12 protein-coding genes are annotated in these 14,532 nt (G+C 72.2%); 3 read left to right on the top strand and 9 right to left on the bottom strand.

Features of this window, described 5'->3' with window-relative positions:
* Positions 1-20: 20 nt before the first annotated feature.
* Complete coding sequence (locus tag ACFYRY_RS35925) at positions 21-818, bottom strand: carbon-nitrogen hydrolase family protein (RefSeq protein WP_389155454.1); 798 nt, start codon at positions 816-818, stop codon at positions 21-23.
* A gap of 214 nt (positions 819-1,032) precedes the next feature.
* Positions 1,033-2,241, bottom strand: coding sequence for an MFS transporter (locus tag ACFYRY_RS35920; protein ID WP_389155451.1), 1,209 nt, complete (start codon positions 2,239-2,241; stop codon positions 1,033-1,035).
* A gap of 212 nt (positions 2,242-2,453) precedes the next feature.
* Between ACFYRY_RS35920 and ACFYRY_RS35915 the strand changes: the two genes are divergently transcribed.
* Entirely contained in the window at positions 2,454-2,903 is a 450-nt protein-coding gene (locus ACFYRY_RS35915) for a hypothetical protein (RefSeq protein WP_389155448.1), read from the top strand.
* A gap of 182 nt (positions 2,904-3,085) precedes the next feature.
* Here the strand turns inward: ACFYRY_RS35915 and ACFYRY_RS35910 are convergent, their stop codons facing one another.
* The 5 genes from ACFYRY_RS35910 to rpe form a co-directional block, all read right to left on the bottom strand.
* Complete coding sequence (locus ACFYRY_RS35910; protein ID WP_356774804.1) at positions 3,086-3,538, bottom strand: Lrp/AsnC family transcriptional regulator; 453 nt, start codon at positions 3,536-3,538, stop codon at positions 3,086-3,088.
* Positions 3,539-3,548: 10 nt separating this feature from the next.
* On the bottom strand, positions 3,549-5,018 hold the full coding sequence (locus ACFYRY_RS35905) for an amino acid permease (protein WP_389155446.1): 1,470 nt from the start codon (positions 5,016-5,018) through the stop codon (positions 3,549-3,551).
* 248 nt (positions 5,019-5,266) lie between these two features.
* Positions 5,267-6,709: a GuaB1 family IMP dehydrogenase-related protein gene (locus ACFYRY_RS35900; protein WP_389155617.1), complete on the bottom strand. Its 1,443-nt coding sequence runs from the start codon at positions 6,707-6,709 to the stop codon at positions 5,267-5,269.
* Positions 6,710-6,955: 246 nt separating this feature from the next.
* Positions 6,956-7,999, bottom strand: a complete 1,044-nt coding sequence (locus tag ACFYRY_RS35895) for a sugar-binding domain-containing protein (protein WP_356774800.1) — start codon at positions 7,997-7,999, stop codon at positions 6,956-6,958.
* An 84-nt stretch (positions 8,000-8,083) separates the two neighbouring features.
* Positions 8,084-8,770: a ribulose-phosphate 3-epimerase gene (gene rpe, locus ACFYRY_RS35890; protein ID WP_389155443.1), complete on the bottom strand. Its 687-nt coding sequence runs from the start codon at positions 8,768-8,770 to the stop codon at positions 8,084-8,086.
* A gap of 209 nt (positions 8,771-8,979) precedes the next feature.
* Here rpe and ACFYRY_RS35885 point away from each other — a divergent pair, with 209 nt between their 5' ends.
* Positions 8,980-11,127, top strand: a complete 2,148-nt coding sequence (locus ACFYRY_RS35885; protein WP_389155440.1) for an MMPL family transporter — start codon at positions 8,980-8,982, stop codon at positions 11,125-11,127.
* On the opposite strand, the gene ACFYRY_RS35880 is transcribed toward ACFYRY_RS35885, so the two are convergent.
* Positions 11,108-12,535, bottom strand: coding sequence for an RsmB/NOP family class I SAM-dependent RNA methyltransferase (locus tag ACFYRY_RS35880; RefSeq protein WP_389155437.1), 1,428 nt, complete (start codon positions 12,533-12,535; stop codon positions 11,108-11,110). The two genes, ACFYRY_RS35885 and ACFYRY_RS35880, sit on opposite strands and share 20 nt — an antisense overlap.
* Positions 12,536-12,596: 61 nt before the next feature.
* Positions 12,597-13,529: a methionyl-tRNA formyltransferase gene (gene fmt, locus ACFYRY_RS35875; RefSeq protein ID WP_356774744.1), complete on the bottom strand. Its 933-nt coding sequence runs from the start codon at positions 13,527-13,529 to the stop codon at positions 12,597-12,599.
* Positions 13,530-13,865: 336 nt separating this feature from the next.
* Between fmt and ACFYRY_RS35870 the strand changes: the two genes are divergently transcribed.
* The gene (locus ACFYRY_RS35870; RefSeq protein ID WP_389155434.1) at positions 13,866-14,408 is read left to right on the top strand and encodes a hypothetical protein; all 543 of its coding nucleotides are present in this window, start codon (positions 13,866-13,868) and stop codon (positions 14,406-14,408) included.
* The last annotated feature ends 124 nt before the right edge of the window (positions 14,409-14,532 follow it).

Genomic DNA, 14,532 nt, shown 5'->3' with positions numbered 1-14,532 from the left:
CGGGAGGAACTCGGGGAAGTTCAGGGGTTTCGGACCAGGGCCCCGTACAGGCCGGGCCGCCGGTCCCGCAGGTACGGGTTGGCCTCGCGGGAGGCGGCGAGGAAGGCGGGGTCGACGTCCGCGAGCAGCAGCTCGTCGGTGCGGCCGGCCCGGGTGCGGGCGATGCCGTCGGGTCCGGCGAGGGTGGAGAGCCCGACGAACTCGAACTCCCCTTCCTGACCGACCCGGTTGACGTACGCGACGTACATCTGGTTCTCGAAGGCCCGCACCAGCACGACCGACTCGGCGACGAACTGGAACGGGTGCATCTGCGCGGTCGGCACCACGAGGAGGTCGGTACCGGCGAGGGCGTGGGCCCGGACGTTCTCCGGGAACTCCACGTCGTAGCAGATCATCAGGCCGACGCGGAGGCCGTTCAGTTCGGCCTGTACGACGGGCTGGTCGCCCGGCGTGAAGTGGTCGCGTTCGAAGCAGCCGAAGAGGTGGGTCTTGCGGTAGTTGGCCCGTCGGGTGCCGTCGGCGGCGATCAGCTGGGCGGAGTTGAAGACGGCCTCGCCGGCCCGCTCGGGGTAGCCGTAGGCGAGGGCGAGGCCGTGCCGGGTGGCGATCTCCGCGACCGCGTCCGCCGTGTCGCCGTCGGCGGGCTCGGCGAGGCGGCCGATGTCGTCGCCGATCGCGTACCCGGTGAGGAACATCTCCGGCGCGGCCAGCAGCCCGGCGCCCGCGGCGGCGGCGCGGCCCGCGGCCTCGTCGAGAACCTTGAGGTTCGCGGCGATCGAGCCGGGGCGGCCGGAGCTCTGGAGCAGGGCGGTGCGCATGCGTGTTCCTCACCGGGCGGAAGGGTGGTTGTGGGGGCCACGTAGACGGTACGGGCGGCGCGCTCGGCCCGACAAGGAGCAGCCGTTGCGCGCTCCTGCGCCGATCGTTGCGCGCTGGGGGCGAACGGCGGCGATTCGTTGCGTGCCCCGGTCGGCCACCGCCCTGAGCCGACCACACGGCCCGGCCCTTCACCTCACCTCACTTCACTTCAACTCACCGGCCGGGCCACCCTCGCGTCGTGGCCGTCCGCGTGCCGTTGGTCAGCAGCAGGGCCGTGACCAGGTACGGCACCGCGAACAGCGCGAACACGGTGCCGTGGGAGGCCTTTTGGGCGAGGGTCGCGTACGCGCCGTACACGGCGACGGTGGCCAGTTCGGTGCCCAGGCTCGCGACCGAGGTCAGGGTGGCCCGCCCGGTGTCCTCGATGCGGTGCTGGAGGCGGACGTCGGCGAGCACGGTCGCCAGCTGGAAACCGCCGAAGGCGAGCGCCACCAGGACCAGGCCGGTCGGTGTCCGCGCACCCGCGCCCACGGCCAGGGCGAGCGCGGCGCCCCCGAGCAGGAGTCCCAGCCCGCGGCTGCCGAGCCGCTCGGCGGGACCGGACAGCAGGCTCCCGGCCGTGGCACCCGCCCAGACCAGCAGAAGCAGATACGGGACCATCCGGTCCGGTACGCCGGTGTCCCGGACCAGCAGTGGCGTGTACTCGTCGAGCGCGCCCCACACGGCGCCGACGGCCGGGACCAACAGCAGCGCCCGGCGCAGCGACCGGTCACCGCGGGCCTGGGCGAGTCCGTCCCGCAGGGTCGCGGCCCAGCTGTCACCGCCGGTTCCCGGTGTCCGGTGCTCCGGGAACCGGGTCGCGGTCACCGCGGAGAGCAGGCAGGCCAGGACACTCGCCGCGCCGACCGCCAGGTAGCCGCCGAAGGCGAACACGGGCCCGGCGGCCGCCATCGAAGCCATCACGGCCAGCAGTCCCGCGGCCCTGGCCCGGCCCATGAGGCGGGCATACCGGTCGCCCGCGCCCAGCCGGACCAGTTCCTCGTACAGCAGGGCCTCCAGCGCACCGGAGCCCAGCGCTCCGCGCACGCCCCACAGCACGAAGCCGACCGCGAAGGCCCAGTACGACGGGACCAGGACCCACAGGGCGAAGCCGACCGAGGTGAGCAGCGGGCCGAGCCACAGCAGCAGCCGGCGGGAGACCGCGTCCGCCCAGGCGCCGGAGGGGACCTCCAGCAGCACGCCGGTGAGGGACCACAGGGCGAACAGGGAGGAGATCTGCCAGATCGACAGGCCGGTGTCGGCGAACAGCAGCGCGTACACCGGGTAGAGCAGGACGAAGTCGTCGAGGAACGCGTAGCCGTACAGCGTGGCCGTGAGGCGACGGACGCCGGTGGCGGGCACACGCGTAGGTGAGAGTGTCATGAGGCCTTCCCGAAGGGACGAATCGGACGCCGGAGGTGCGGCGTCCGAGGTGGCCCTCGGGAGGCACGGCTGGTGGATCAATGTCGCCAGGTCATGCCACCGATGGTAGTCGGGGTGGGGCGTGGGGCCGAGTGGATTACCCGTCGGCGCCCCATCGGCCCGTCGGCCCGCCGCGGTTACGGTGGAAGTCATCGCCGAACCGGGGAGGACGTATGGAGATCGCCGCGTTACCACACGTGGACGAGCACACGACGGTCGTCGCGGCGGAGCCCGCCGCCGTCTGGCGAGGTCTCGGTGACGCCCTGGACCGGTCGTTCGGGAGCGGCCGGGCGGCCCGCTACGGGCGCCTGCTCGGCAGTGCCGACCGCACGGCGTCCGGGCCGCGCCCGGTGGCCGAGGGCTCGACGTTCACGGGGCTCCGCGTGGCCTCGGCGCACCCGGGCCGGGAACTGGTCCTCGTCGGACGCCACCGCTTCTCGACGTACGCCCTGGTCTTCCGCCTCGACGAGGCCGGGCCGGGGCGGACCCGGCTGCGGGCCGAGACCCGGGCGAGGTTCCCCGGCCCGCTGGGCCGCCCCTACCGGCTGCTGGTCATCGGTACGGGCGGGCACGCGGCCGCGGTACGGCGGCTGCTCTCGGCCGTCCGGCGCGACGCCGAGTAGCGCGGCTGGGGCGTGTTGCGAAAGTCTCGTCGTTCGCCCGAAGGGCGGGCCTCGCGGCGTCAGGTGCGTGCTCTCGGCGTGCCGGGCGGAAGGCCTCGTACTGGATGTACTTGGGCTTTCGCCCGGTGCGGCGAGAGTGCGTGCATGGCGTCGCGAGGCAGGCGGGACTTTCGCAACACGCCCTAGGTCGGCGAGCCCGACGAGAAGCGGCGCAGCAGTGGCGACAGCACCAGCACGGACTTGGTCCGTTCCACGAACGGCTCCCCCGCTATCCGCTCCAGGACCCGCTCGAAGTGCCGCATGTCGGAGGCGAAGACCTGGACGATCGCGTCCGCGTCGCCGGTGACGGTCGACGCGGCGACGACCTCCTGGTAACGCTCCAGGCCTCGTTGGATGGTCTCCGGCGAGGTGTTGCGGCGGCAGTGGATCTCGACGAACCCCTCGGTCTTCCAGCCGAGCGCCGCCGGGTCCACCCGGACGGTGAAGCCGGTGATGGCGCCGGTGGCGCGCAGCCGGTCGACCCGCCGTTTCACCGCCGGCGCGGAGAGGCCGACCAACTGGCCGATGTCCGCGTAGGAGCGGCGGGCGTCCTCGGCGAGGGCGTGGACGATGCGTTCGTCGAGATCGTTCAGCACTGCGGGTGGTTCACTTCGTTCCGGGCGTGGCGAGACGGGAGCGGCGATGGCCGTACCCGAAGTAGACCACGAGCCCGACGGCCATCCAGACCCCGAAGACGACCCAGGTGACGGCGGACAGGCTGCCCATCATCCAGACGCACAGGCCGAAGCCCACGATCGGCAGGACGGGCGACAGCGGTACCCGGAAGGTGCGGGACATGTCGGGTCGGGTCCGCCGCAGGACGACCACGGCCACGTTGACCAGCGCGAAGGCGAACAGCGTGCCGATGCTGGTGGCGTCGGCGAGCTGTCCCAGCGGCACGGCGGCGGCCAGCACACCGCAGAACAGGGACACGATCAGCGTGTTGGCGCGGGGCGTGCCGGTCCTGGGGTGGACGCGGGCGAACACCTTGGGCACCAGGCCGTCCCGGGACATCGCGAAGAGGATGCGGGTCTGGCCGTACAGGACGGTCAGGACGACGCTCGCGATGGCGACGACCGCGCAGAACGCGAGGAGGGTGCCCCAGAAGCCCTGCCCGGTGACCTCGCGCATGATCTGGGCGAGCGCGGCCTCGGAGTCGGTGAACTGCCGCCAGGGCTTGGCACCGACCGCGACGGCGGCGACCAGGACGTACAGGGCGGTCACGACGACCAGCGAGAGCATGATCGCGCGCGGCAGGTCGCGCTGTGCGTTCTTCGCCTCCTCACCGGCGGTGGAGGCGGCGTCGAAGCCGATGTACGAGAAGAAGAGCGTGGCGCCCGCGGCGCTGACGCCGGCCATGCCGAGCGGCATGAAGTTGTCGTAGTTGCCCGAGCGGAAGCCCTGGAGGCCGATGGCGCAGAACAGCACCAGCGCGGCGATCTTCACGGTGACCATGACGGTGTTGGCGCGGGCCGACTCGCGGGCACCGCCCAGCAGGAAGGCCATCGCGAGCAGGACGACGATCAGTGCCGGCAGGTTGAAGACGCCGCCGTCGCCGGGCGGGGCGGACAGCGCGTCGGGGATGGTGACGCCGATCGTCCCGTCGAGCAACTCGTTCAGGTACTCGCCCCAGCCGACCGCCACGGCGGCGACCGAGACGCCGTACTCCAGGACCAGACACCAGCCGCACACCCAGGCGACCAGTTCGCCCATCGTTGCGTATGCGTACGAGTACGAGGAGCCGGCGACCGGGATGGTGCCCGCCAGTTCGGCGTAGGACAGCGCCGAGAACACCGCGGTGAGACCCGCGATCACGAAGGACAGGGTGACCGCAGGGCCCGCCTTGGGAACGGCCTCGCCGAGGACCACGAAGATGCCGGTGCCGAGGGTGGCCCCGATGCTGATCATGGTCAGCTGCCACAGCCCGAGGGAGCGGCGGAGGCTGCCGCCCTCGCCCTGGCCGCCCTCGGCGACCAGGTTCTCCACCGGCTTGCGACGCATCAGACGCGTACCGAGGCCGGGGGACGAGGGGGCTGTACGGCCACGGTTGTGCGGGGGTGCGCCTTGGTCGAGCACGCGCTGGCTCCTTTGTAGCTGCCTGTCGGTGCGACGGGGACCGGTGGCACACCCCTGACAGCAGGGGCCCACCGAGCGGGGTCCCCGCCACGCCATGTACAGGGCATGACCCTATGGGATGGCGTTGCCCGTGTACTGTGGCAACTTTGCGCACCCACGCAAGATCATTGCGTTCCTCGGGGCTGGGCGGATGTTCGTTGCGCGGGGGCTTTCGACCGTTGCGTGCGGACGGTCGTGCGCCGAGCCGCTCAGCCCCAGCTGGCGTGCAGGGGCTTGCCCTCGGCGTAGCCGGCGGCGCTCTGGATACCGACGACGGCCTTCTCGGCGAACTCCTCCAGGGAGCCGGCGCCGGCGTAGGTGCAGGAGGAGCGGACGCCGGCGATGATCGAGTCGATCAGGTCCTCGACGCCCGGCCGGGCCGGGTCGAGGAACATCCGGGAGGTGGAGATGCCTTCCTCGAACAAGCCCTTGCGGGCCCGGTCGTACCCCGACTCCTCGGACGTGCGGTGGGCGACGGCACGCGCGGACGCCATGCCGAACGACTCCTTGTAGGGGCGGCCGTCGGCGTCCTGCTGGAGGTCGCCCGGGGACTCGTAGGTGCCCGCGAACCAGGACCCGATCATCACGTTGGAGGCACCGGCGGCGAGCGCCATGGCGACATCGCGCGGGTGCCGGACGCCGCCGTCCGCCCACACGTGCTTGCCGTACTTGCGTGCCTCGGCGGCGCACTCCAGGACCGCCGAGAACTGCGGGCGGCCGACGCCGGTCATCATGCGGGTGGTGCACATGGCGCCGGGGCCCACGCCCACCTTGATGATGTCGGCGCCCGCGTCGACCAGGTCCCGGACGCCCTCCGCGGCGACGATGTTGCCCGCGACGATCGGCACCCGCGGGTCGAGGTCGCGCACCAGCTTGATCGCGCTGATCATCGATTCCTGGTGGCCGTGCGCGGTGTCGATGACGAGGGCGTCGATGCCCGCGTCGAGCAGTTCCTCGGCCTTGCCCGCGACATCGCCGTTGATGCCGACGGCGGCGGCGATGCGCAGCCCGCCGCGCGCGTCCACGGCCGGGGTGTAGAGCGTGGCGCGCAGGGCGCCCTTGCGGGTGAGGATGCCCGCGAGGCGGCCGTCCCGGTCGACGGCGGGCGCGTAGCGGCGGTTGGCCGCGTCCAGCCGGTTGAAGGCCTCGCGCGGGTCGATGTCCGCGTCGAGCAGCAACAGGTCCTTGGACATGACCACTTCGAGCTGGGTGAAGCGGTCCACACCGGCCAGGTCCCGGTCGGTGACCACACCGATCGGCTGCCGGTCCCCGTCGACGACCACACCGGCGTTGTGCGCGCGCTTGGGCAGCAGGGACAGCGCGTCGGCGACGGTCTGGTGCGGGGCCAGCTCGATCGGCGTGTCCAGGACGTGGTGGCGGCTCTTCACCCAGGAGACGACCTCGGCGACGACCTCGATCGGGATGTCCTGCGGGATGACGACCAGACCGCCGCGCCGGGCGACCGTCTCCGCCATGCGGCGCCCGGCGATGGCGGTCATGTTGGCGACGACCAGCGGGATCGTGGTGCCCGAACCGTCCGGGGAGCTGAGGTCCACGTCCTGCCGGGAGCCGACCGCGCTGCGGCTCGGCACCATGAACACGTCGTCGTACGTCAGGTCGTACGGGGGCTGGATGTCGTTGAGGAAACGCACGTGCTGCACATCCCAGTCGATCAGAGGTGGCCCCGGACAGGTCAGCCAGGGGGAAGAGCACGTACCTCATTGTCCCATGTCGGCTGGAAAGCGGTCCCCGGTCGAATCGTCCAGGCAGGTCAGAGGGCCTTTGGGAGGAACCTCCAAGGGGGCGCCACAGGGGCGCACGCCGGTGCGGGGCATTTCCACCACGCGGAAGGCGGCCGCGGCGGTTGTGCCGCCACGGCCGCCCACGGTGACGGTTGATCAGATCCCGTCGGGATCGGTCCGGTTGAAGGCCGACTTCGGCGTCGGCCCCGCCGCCAGCAGGTAGTCCGCCGCCGAGGTGTCCGTCACCAGGCTGGTGACGAGTCCCGACCGCAGTACCGCGTCGATGGCCGCGGCCTTGCGCTGCCCGCCCGCGATCGCGACGACCTCCGGGATACGGCGGAGCTGGTCGGCCTTGACGGTGATGCACCGCTCCCCCAGGTCCCGCCCGACCCGGCGGCCCTCGGCGTCGAAGAGGTGCGCCGACATCTCGGCGGCGACACCGAGCGAGGCGTAGTGCGAGCGCTCCTCGTCGCTGAGCATGTCGTGCACCGTGGAGATGCCCGGTTCCCAGGAACCGATGGAGACACAGGCGACCGTGACCTTGTCGAAGTACTCGAAGGCCCGGGCGATCCCGGTCTGGTGGCGCAGCGCCTGGGCGGTGGCCGCGTCCGGCAGCAGCATCGGCGCGTAGATGGGGTGGGCGTCGCCGCCGGACACCTGGGCGGCGCGACGGACGGCCTCGACCGAGCCGCGTTCCGCCGTCCCGGCGTCGTACACACCCGTCAGCTGCACGACCGTGCAGGGCGGCAGCCGGTCCAGCGCCGCCGCCATGTGGATGGTGGACCTGCCCCAGGCCAGGCCCAGCACATCGCCCTCGTTCAGCAGCTCGCCGAGCAGTTCGGCGGCCACTTCTCCCAGGTTCTCCGGGTCGGGTGTCTCCTCGGCCTCGGCCGGGGACTCCACCACGACGGCGTGCCTGAGGCCGTAACGGGCGCGCAGCGCGTCGGAGCGCTCCGCGTCCAGTTCGGCCGGCACCCGGATCTCGATCCGTACGAGATCCCTTTCGAGAGCGGTCTCCAGGACCCGGGCCACCTTGAAGCGGCTGACGCCGAACTCCTCCGCGATCTGGATCTTGGACTTGCCCTCAAGGTAGAAACGGCGGGCCATGGCCGCCGCCTGCACCAGCTCAGCGGGCCCCATCCGCATGGCTGACCGGCCCGCCGACATACCCGACACGGCGATCTCCTCACTGCTGTTCACTGTTCACATTCTGGATTCGCCTTCATCCTTGCAGATCCGGCGCACTCGATCGGCCCTGATGGGAGCCGTTCACGTTCCCTTGGTTCAGTGGTCGCACGCCCAGCTCGCCCCGGCGGCCGCCCCCTCAGCTTGGGTGCGCAATGCACGTACCGCCTCGGCCGGGTCCGATGCCCCGTAGACCGCCGACCCCGCGACGAACACGTCGGCGCCCGCGTCCGCGCAGCGCTCGATGGTGGAGGCCGAGACTCCGCCGTCCACCTGGAGCCACAGCTCGAGACCGTGCTTGCTGATCAACTCGCGGGTGCGGCGGATCTTGGGGAGCATGATGTCGAGAAACGCCTGTCCCCCGAAGCCCGGCTCGACCGTCATGATCAGCAGCATGTCGAGTTCGGGAAGCAGATCCTCGTACGGCTCGATGGGCGTCGCGGGCTTCAGCGCCATGGAGGCGCGGGCGCCCTTGGCGCGGATCTCCCGGGCGAGCCGGACCGGAGCGGCGGCCGCCTCCACATGGAAGGTGACCGAAGAAGCCCCCGCCTCGACGTACTGAGGCGCCCACCGATCGGGAGCCTCGATCATCAGATGGCAGTCCAGCGGAGTGTCCGTCGCACGGGCCAGCGACTCCACGACCGGCACACCGAGCGTGAGGTTCGGGACGAAATGGTTGTCCATGACGTCGACATGAAGCCAGTCGGCTCCTTCGACCGCCTTCGCCTCGTCCGCGAGACGGGCGAAGTCGGCGGACAGGATGCTGGGGTTGATCTGCGCGGCCATGCCCCAAGCCTGCCATGCCCGGTGGGGGTCGGTGGCATCGGTCCGATGTGGATACCGTCGGATGAACGCCGCGCACCGTGCGTGGCTGGGCGCGCCGGTGTGAGCGGGCCGCACCCAACCGCGTCCCGCGCCCCGTCCGGTGTCCGGTCCCGGGCACGGTCGGCGGCCCTTTTCCGGGGTCGCCGATGAACGGAATTCCAGGGTCGCCGATGAACGGGAGGCGAGGCGTCGCGCACCTGGTGTGCGGGCGGCGTGCCAAGTGGCTGGTGCTGGTGTTGTGGCTGGTCGCGCTGTTCCTGACGGCACCGCTCGCCCAGAAGCTGACCGACGCCCAGGACAACGACGCGGCCTCCTGGCTGCCCGGCTCCGCCGAGTCGACCCAAGTCCTGCAGATCTCCGAGGACTTCAGGCCGGAGCAGATCCCGGCCGCCGTCGTGTACGCCCGCGAGAGCGGCCTGAACGCCCAGGACCGGGCGCGGATCACCGCGGACGCGGCCCGGCTCAGGCAGCTGACGGACCACGGCATCCGCGGCGCCGAGACCCGGGGCCCGGTCTACGACCGGCCGACCGATCCGCGCGCCGCCCAGATCCTGGTACCGATCACGATGGACGAGAAGGGCTGGCAGCGGATCGCGCCCGCCGTCGACTCGATCCGGGACGTCGTCGGGGAGAGCGGTGGAGGCCTCGCCGTGCACATCACCGGCCCGGGCGGCACCTCGGCGGACTTCTCCAAGGCCTTCGAGGGCATCGACTCCACGCTGCTGGTCTCGGCGATGGGCGTCGTCATCGTGATGCTGCTCCTCACCTACCGCAGCCCCACCCTCATCCTGGTCCCGTTGGTGTCGGTGATCGTCGCCCTGTTCACCGCGCAGGCGCTGATCTACCTGCTGGCACAGCACGCGGGCCTGACCGTCAACGGCCAGAGCGCCGGCATTCTCACCGTCCTCGTCTTCGGCGCGGGAACGGACTACGCGCTGCTGCTCGTGGCCCGCTACCGAGAAGAGCTGCGCCGTCACGAGGACCGGCACGAGGCGATGGCGCTGGCGCTGCACCGCGCCGGTCCGGCGGTGCTGGCCTCGGGCGGGACGGTCGTGCTGAGCATGCTGATGCTGCTGGCCGCCGAGATGAACTCGACCAGCGGTCTCGGCCCGGTCGCCGCGATCGGCGTGGCGGTCGCCCTGCTGGCGATGACGACCTTGTTCCCCGCGCTGCTGGTGATCTTCGGCCGCTGGATCTTCTGGCCGGTGATCCCGCACTTCGGCGCCCCCGACCCGACCGAGCGGGGCGTGTGGGCCCGGCTGGGCCGCCGGATGGCCCGGCGTCCGCGCATGATCTGGGGCGTGACGGCGCTGGTGCTCGCGCTCTGCTCGCTCGGCCTGATCCAGCTGCGCGCGGAGGGCATCAGCAACGCGGACGCTTTCACCGGGAAACCGGACTCGATCGTCGGCCAGGAGGTCTCGGCACGCTACTTCCCGGCGGGCAGCGGCGATCCCCTGGTCGTCGTCAGCGACCAGGCACAGGCCCGGCAGGTCGCCGATACGGTCGCCGCCACCCGGGGCGTGGTCCCCACCTCGCTCGGCCGGCCACCGGGCACGAAGCCCTTCCTCGAGGGCAAGGTGCTGTTCGAGGCCACCATGAGCGACCCGGCCGACAGCGAGGCGGCGAAACAGACCGTGGAGCGGGTCCGGGACGCCGTGCACGCGGTGCCGGACGCGGACGCGAAGGTGGGCGGCGGCACGGCCGCCCTGCTGGACGCGGACCAGGCGACCACCCACGACAACCTGCTGATCATCCCGCTGGTGCTGCTCGTCGTGCTGCTGATCCTGGGCCTGCTGCTGCGTGCACTGGTCGCCGCGCTGCTGCTGATCGGGACGGTGATCCTGTCGTTCGCGGCAGCACTCGGCCTCAGCGCGCTCGCGTTCCGCCACCTGTTCGACTACGCGGGCGAGTCGACCGACTTCCCGTTGTTCGTGTTCGTCTTCCTGGTCGCCCTGGGCATCGACTACAACATCTTCCTGACCACCCGGATCCGCGAGGAGGCGGCCCGTCAGGGGACCCGCCGGGGTGTGGTGACGGGCCTCGCGACGACGGGCGCGGTCATCACCTCGGCCGGCCTGGTCCTGGCCGGCACCTTCGCCGCCCTCGGCACCCTCCCCATGGTCGCCTTCGCGGAGATCGGCTTCGCGGTGGCCCTCGGCGTGCTGATCGACACCTTCGTGGTGCGGTCGGTGCTGGTCCCGTCCCTGTTCCTGGACGTCGGCCCGACGGTGTGGTGGCCGCACCCGCTGTCCCGGCAGGACGGCGAGCCACCGGCATCCGAGTCGCTTCAGGCGGGCGTCAGCCGGTCCGCCGAATGAGCGCCAGGTACATCGCGTCGGTCCCGTGCACATGCGGCCACAGCTGTACGTCGGGACCCTCGCCGAGATCCGGCACTCCGGGCAACAGCGGGCGGGCGTCGATGAGTTCGGCATCGGTCCGCTGCTTGAGCAGGTCGTCGACGACGGCCCGGGTCTCGGCGAGGTGCGGCGAGCAGGTGGCGTAGCCGACGATCCCGCCGACGCGGACCGACTCCAGGGCGGTCCGCAGCAGGCCGCGCTGCAGCGGCGCGAACCCGTCGAGGTCCTCGGGCCGCCTGCGCCACCGCGCCTCGGGCCGCCGCCGCAACGCGCCGAGCCCGGTGCACGGCACGTCCATCAGCACCCGGTCGAAGGACCCGGGCCGCCACGGCGGGCGGGTCCCGTCGGCGGCGATTACCTGGTACGGCCCGGGGTTCCCGGTGAGCGCCCGGGCCACAAGACCGGCCCGGTGCGGCTGCTTCTCGGAGGCGAGCAGGAAGGCCCCGCGCTCCGCGGCGAGGGCGGCGAGCAGCGCGGCCTTGCCACCCGGCCCGGCGCATCCGTCGAGCCACTTCTCGTCCCGCCCCTCCAGGGGCGCGTTCGCGAGCGCCAGCGCGACGAGTTGGCTGCCCTCGTCCTGCACCCCGGCCCTGCCCTCCCGTACGGCCTCCACGGCACCGGGCTCGCCGCCCTCGGCCAGCCGCACGGCGTACGGCGACCAGCGCCCCGGCAGCGCCGCGTCCTGGCGCAGCAGTTCCTCCGTGGTGGACCGCCCCGGCCGGGCGACCAGGGTCACCTCGGGCCGCTCGTTGTCGGCCTCCAGCAGGTCCTCGATCCCGGCCCGCCCGCCGCCGAGCGAGTCCCACAAGGCGGAGACGACCCAGCGGGGGTGCGAGTGCATGACGGACAGATGGTCCTCGGGGTCGTCCTCGTAGGGCGGGGCGACCTTCTGGAGCCACCCGTCCAGGTCGTCCTGCGCGACCTTCCGCAGCACCGCGTTGACGAACTTGGCCCGCCCGTCGCCGAGCACGACCCGGGCGAGCTCGACGGAGGCGGACACCGCGGCATGGGTGGGGATCCGCGTCCCCAGCAGCTGGTGCACGCCGAGACCGAGCACGTCGAGCACCGGGGGGTCGACCTCCCGCAGCGGCCGGTCGACACAGGCCGCGATGACGGCGTCGTACGTCCCCTGCCACCGCAGCGTCCCGTACACCAGCTCCGTCGCGAGGGCCGCGTCCCGCCCGTCGAAGCCGCCCTTCTCCCGCGCCTTGCGCAGCAGGGGCGGCAGGACGAGGTTGGCGTACGCGTCCCGCTCGTCCACGGCCCGCAGCGCCTCGAAGGCGAGCATGCGGACGGGGTCCTTCTGGGGCCGACGGTAGGGCTTGCCGGTCTTGCCGGGCCTGCCGGGCCGACGGGGCTGGTCACTCACGAAAAAGGTGCTCCGGATTACGGGTAGGGATACGCGCCAAGCCTAAGTCCGCGGCCTCACGTCACGCGCCGAGGGTCTCGCCGTCGCCGATGCGTACGCCCCGGGCCCAGTCGGCGGCCTTCATCGGCTTCTTGCCCTGGGCCTGCACCCACAGCAGCTCGACGGCGTAGGAGCCGGTGCCCACGTGGACGTCGTTCTTGCCGACGGCCGGCACCCCGGGTGCGAGGTCGGTGCGCTCGGGGACGGGCCGGACCTGGACGAGCTTGAGCCGCTCACCGCGGAAGGTGGTCCAGGCGCCGGGGGCCGGGGTGCATCCGCGCACCACCCGGTCGACCCGCAGCGCGGGCGCGTGCCAGTCCACCCGGGCGTCCTCGACGGTGATCTTCGGGGCCAGGGTGACGCCCTCGGCCGGCTGCGGTACGGCCTTCAGGGAGCCGTCCTCGATCCCGTCCATGGTGGCGGTCAGCAGGCCGGCGCCTGCGAAAGCCAGCCGGGTCAGCAGGTCCCCGCTGGTGTCGGTGGGCCGGACGGTCTCGGTCAACGTCCCGTAGACGGGGCCGGAGTCGAGGCCCTCCTCGATGAGGAAGGTGGTCGCCCCCGTGATCTCGTCGCCCGCCATGACGGAGTGCTGCACCGGAGCGGCGCCGCGCCAGGCGGGCAGCAGCGAGAAGTGCAGGTTGACCCAGCCGTGGGTGGGGACGTCCAGGGCCACACGGGGCAGCAGGGCTCCGTAGGCGACGACGGGACAGCAGTCCGGGGCGATCTCGCGCAGCCGCTCCAGGAAGTCCGGATCCCGCGGCTTGACGGGCTTCAGCACCTCGATCCCGGCCTCCTCGGCCCGCTCGGCGACGGGAGAGGCGACCAGCCTCCGCCCACGCCCGGCCGGCGCGTCGGGTCGCGTGACGACGGCGGCCACCTCGTGCCGCCCGGAGGCGAGCAGAGCGTCCAGAGCGGGAACGGCGACCTCTGGGGTACCGGCGAAGACGAGCTTCATGGGTGGGGTGGGGCCTCTCGGGCGGGGGGCGGACACGGCCAACGCCCCAGTCTATGACCTCGTACGGAACAGCCGCCGACGGTCGGCACCCCACAGCCGAGGCCGGTCCGCGGTCAACTGACGACGACCGGGGCGCGGGTGGGGAACAGGGCGGGAAACGCGTCCGAGACCCAGGGTCGAGGCGCGATCCCTGCCTCCAGGGGCGTACGAATATGCGTACACGCCCCCGATGCGTGACCAGCGGAGCGAATCCGCGTTGGTCAAGAAAGAGTTGACCGCAATGGGCCGCACGCACGCGGTCCGATCCTTTTCAACGCCGGTTCGAGAGGCTTGTTCATGGCCGACCACGCAACCCACGACGCCCAGGCACGGGCCAGCCTGCACTTGCTGGTGCGGGACATCGAGCGGGTCCGCCGGCAGGTGGACGCACTTCGCACCCTCACCGCCCAGTTGGGCAACGTCTACCGCCCGCGCCGCTCCGGCCCCTCCACGGGCTTCGTCGTCTACGGACGCGCCCCCGCCCCGACGGTCCGTCTCGCCCAGGAACTGCGGGACAGTGTCGAGACCCTGGTGACGGCCGCCGTGGACTTCGACCGTTCACTCGGCTTCTCGTGGGACGCCGTGGGATCCGCCCTCGGCGTCACCAAGCAGGCGGTGCACCGCCGCTACGGAGCCCGCCGTGCCGCCGCCCAGGCGGCCGCCGAGACCGAGCGGGCCACGGAATCCACGGGTTCCCGCACGGTCAACGTGGGCTCCGGCATCTCCGCGGTGCCGACCGTGCCCGCCGCCCGCTCCATGCCGACCCAGCCGACGGCGGGCAGCCCGTCCCTCCGCGAGGAACCCAGGCCCACCGCCTTCCCGGCCCCCCGCAACGGCTGACCCGTTCCGCCCCCTTCCCCCTGCCCTCCCGGCACGTCTCCGGGAGGGCAGACGTATGCCACCGCGATCCACCGAGCGGGCCGCGGGGGTGACACCGGGTCACACGGTCCCGGCCGACCGACGA

Source organism: Streptomyces sp. NPDC005263 (genome assembly GCF_042872365.1).
In the GTDB taxonomy this organism is placed as follows: Bacteria; Actinomycetota; Actinomycetes; order Streptomycetales; family Streptomycetaceae; genus Streptomyces.
This window is presented reverse-complemented; position numbering and strand designations above follow the sequence as displayed.

Coding starts and splice junctions, on each gene's coding strand:
- ACFYRY_RS35925 (WP_389155454.1), bottom strand. CDS start 818: ATGCGCACCGCCCTGCTCCAGAGCTCCGGCCGCCCCGGCTCGATCGCC.
- ACFYRY_RS35920 (WP_389155451.1), bottom strand. CDS start 2,241: ATGACACTCTCACCTACGCGTGTGCCCGCCACCGGCGTCCGTCGCCTC.
- ACFYRY_RS35915 (WP_389155448.1), top strand. CDS start 2,454: ATGGAGATCGCCGCGTTACCACACGTGGACGAGCACACGACGGTCGTC.
- rpe (WP_389155443.1), bottom strand. CDS start 8,770: ATGGCCGCGCAGATCAACCCCAGCATCCTGTCCGCCGACTTCGCCCGT.
- ACFYRY_RS35885 (WP_389155440.1), top strand. CDS start 8,980: ATGAACGGGAGGCGAGGCGTCGCGCACCTGGTGTGCGGGCGGCGTGCC.
- fmt (WP_356774744.1), bottom strand. CDS start 13,529: ATGAAGCTCGTCTTCGCCGGTACCCCAGAGGTCGCCGTTCCCGCTCTG.
- ACFYRY_RS35870 (WP_389155434.1), top strand. CDS start 13,866: ATGGCCGACCACGCAACCCACGACGCCCAGGCACGGGCCAGCCTGCAC.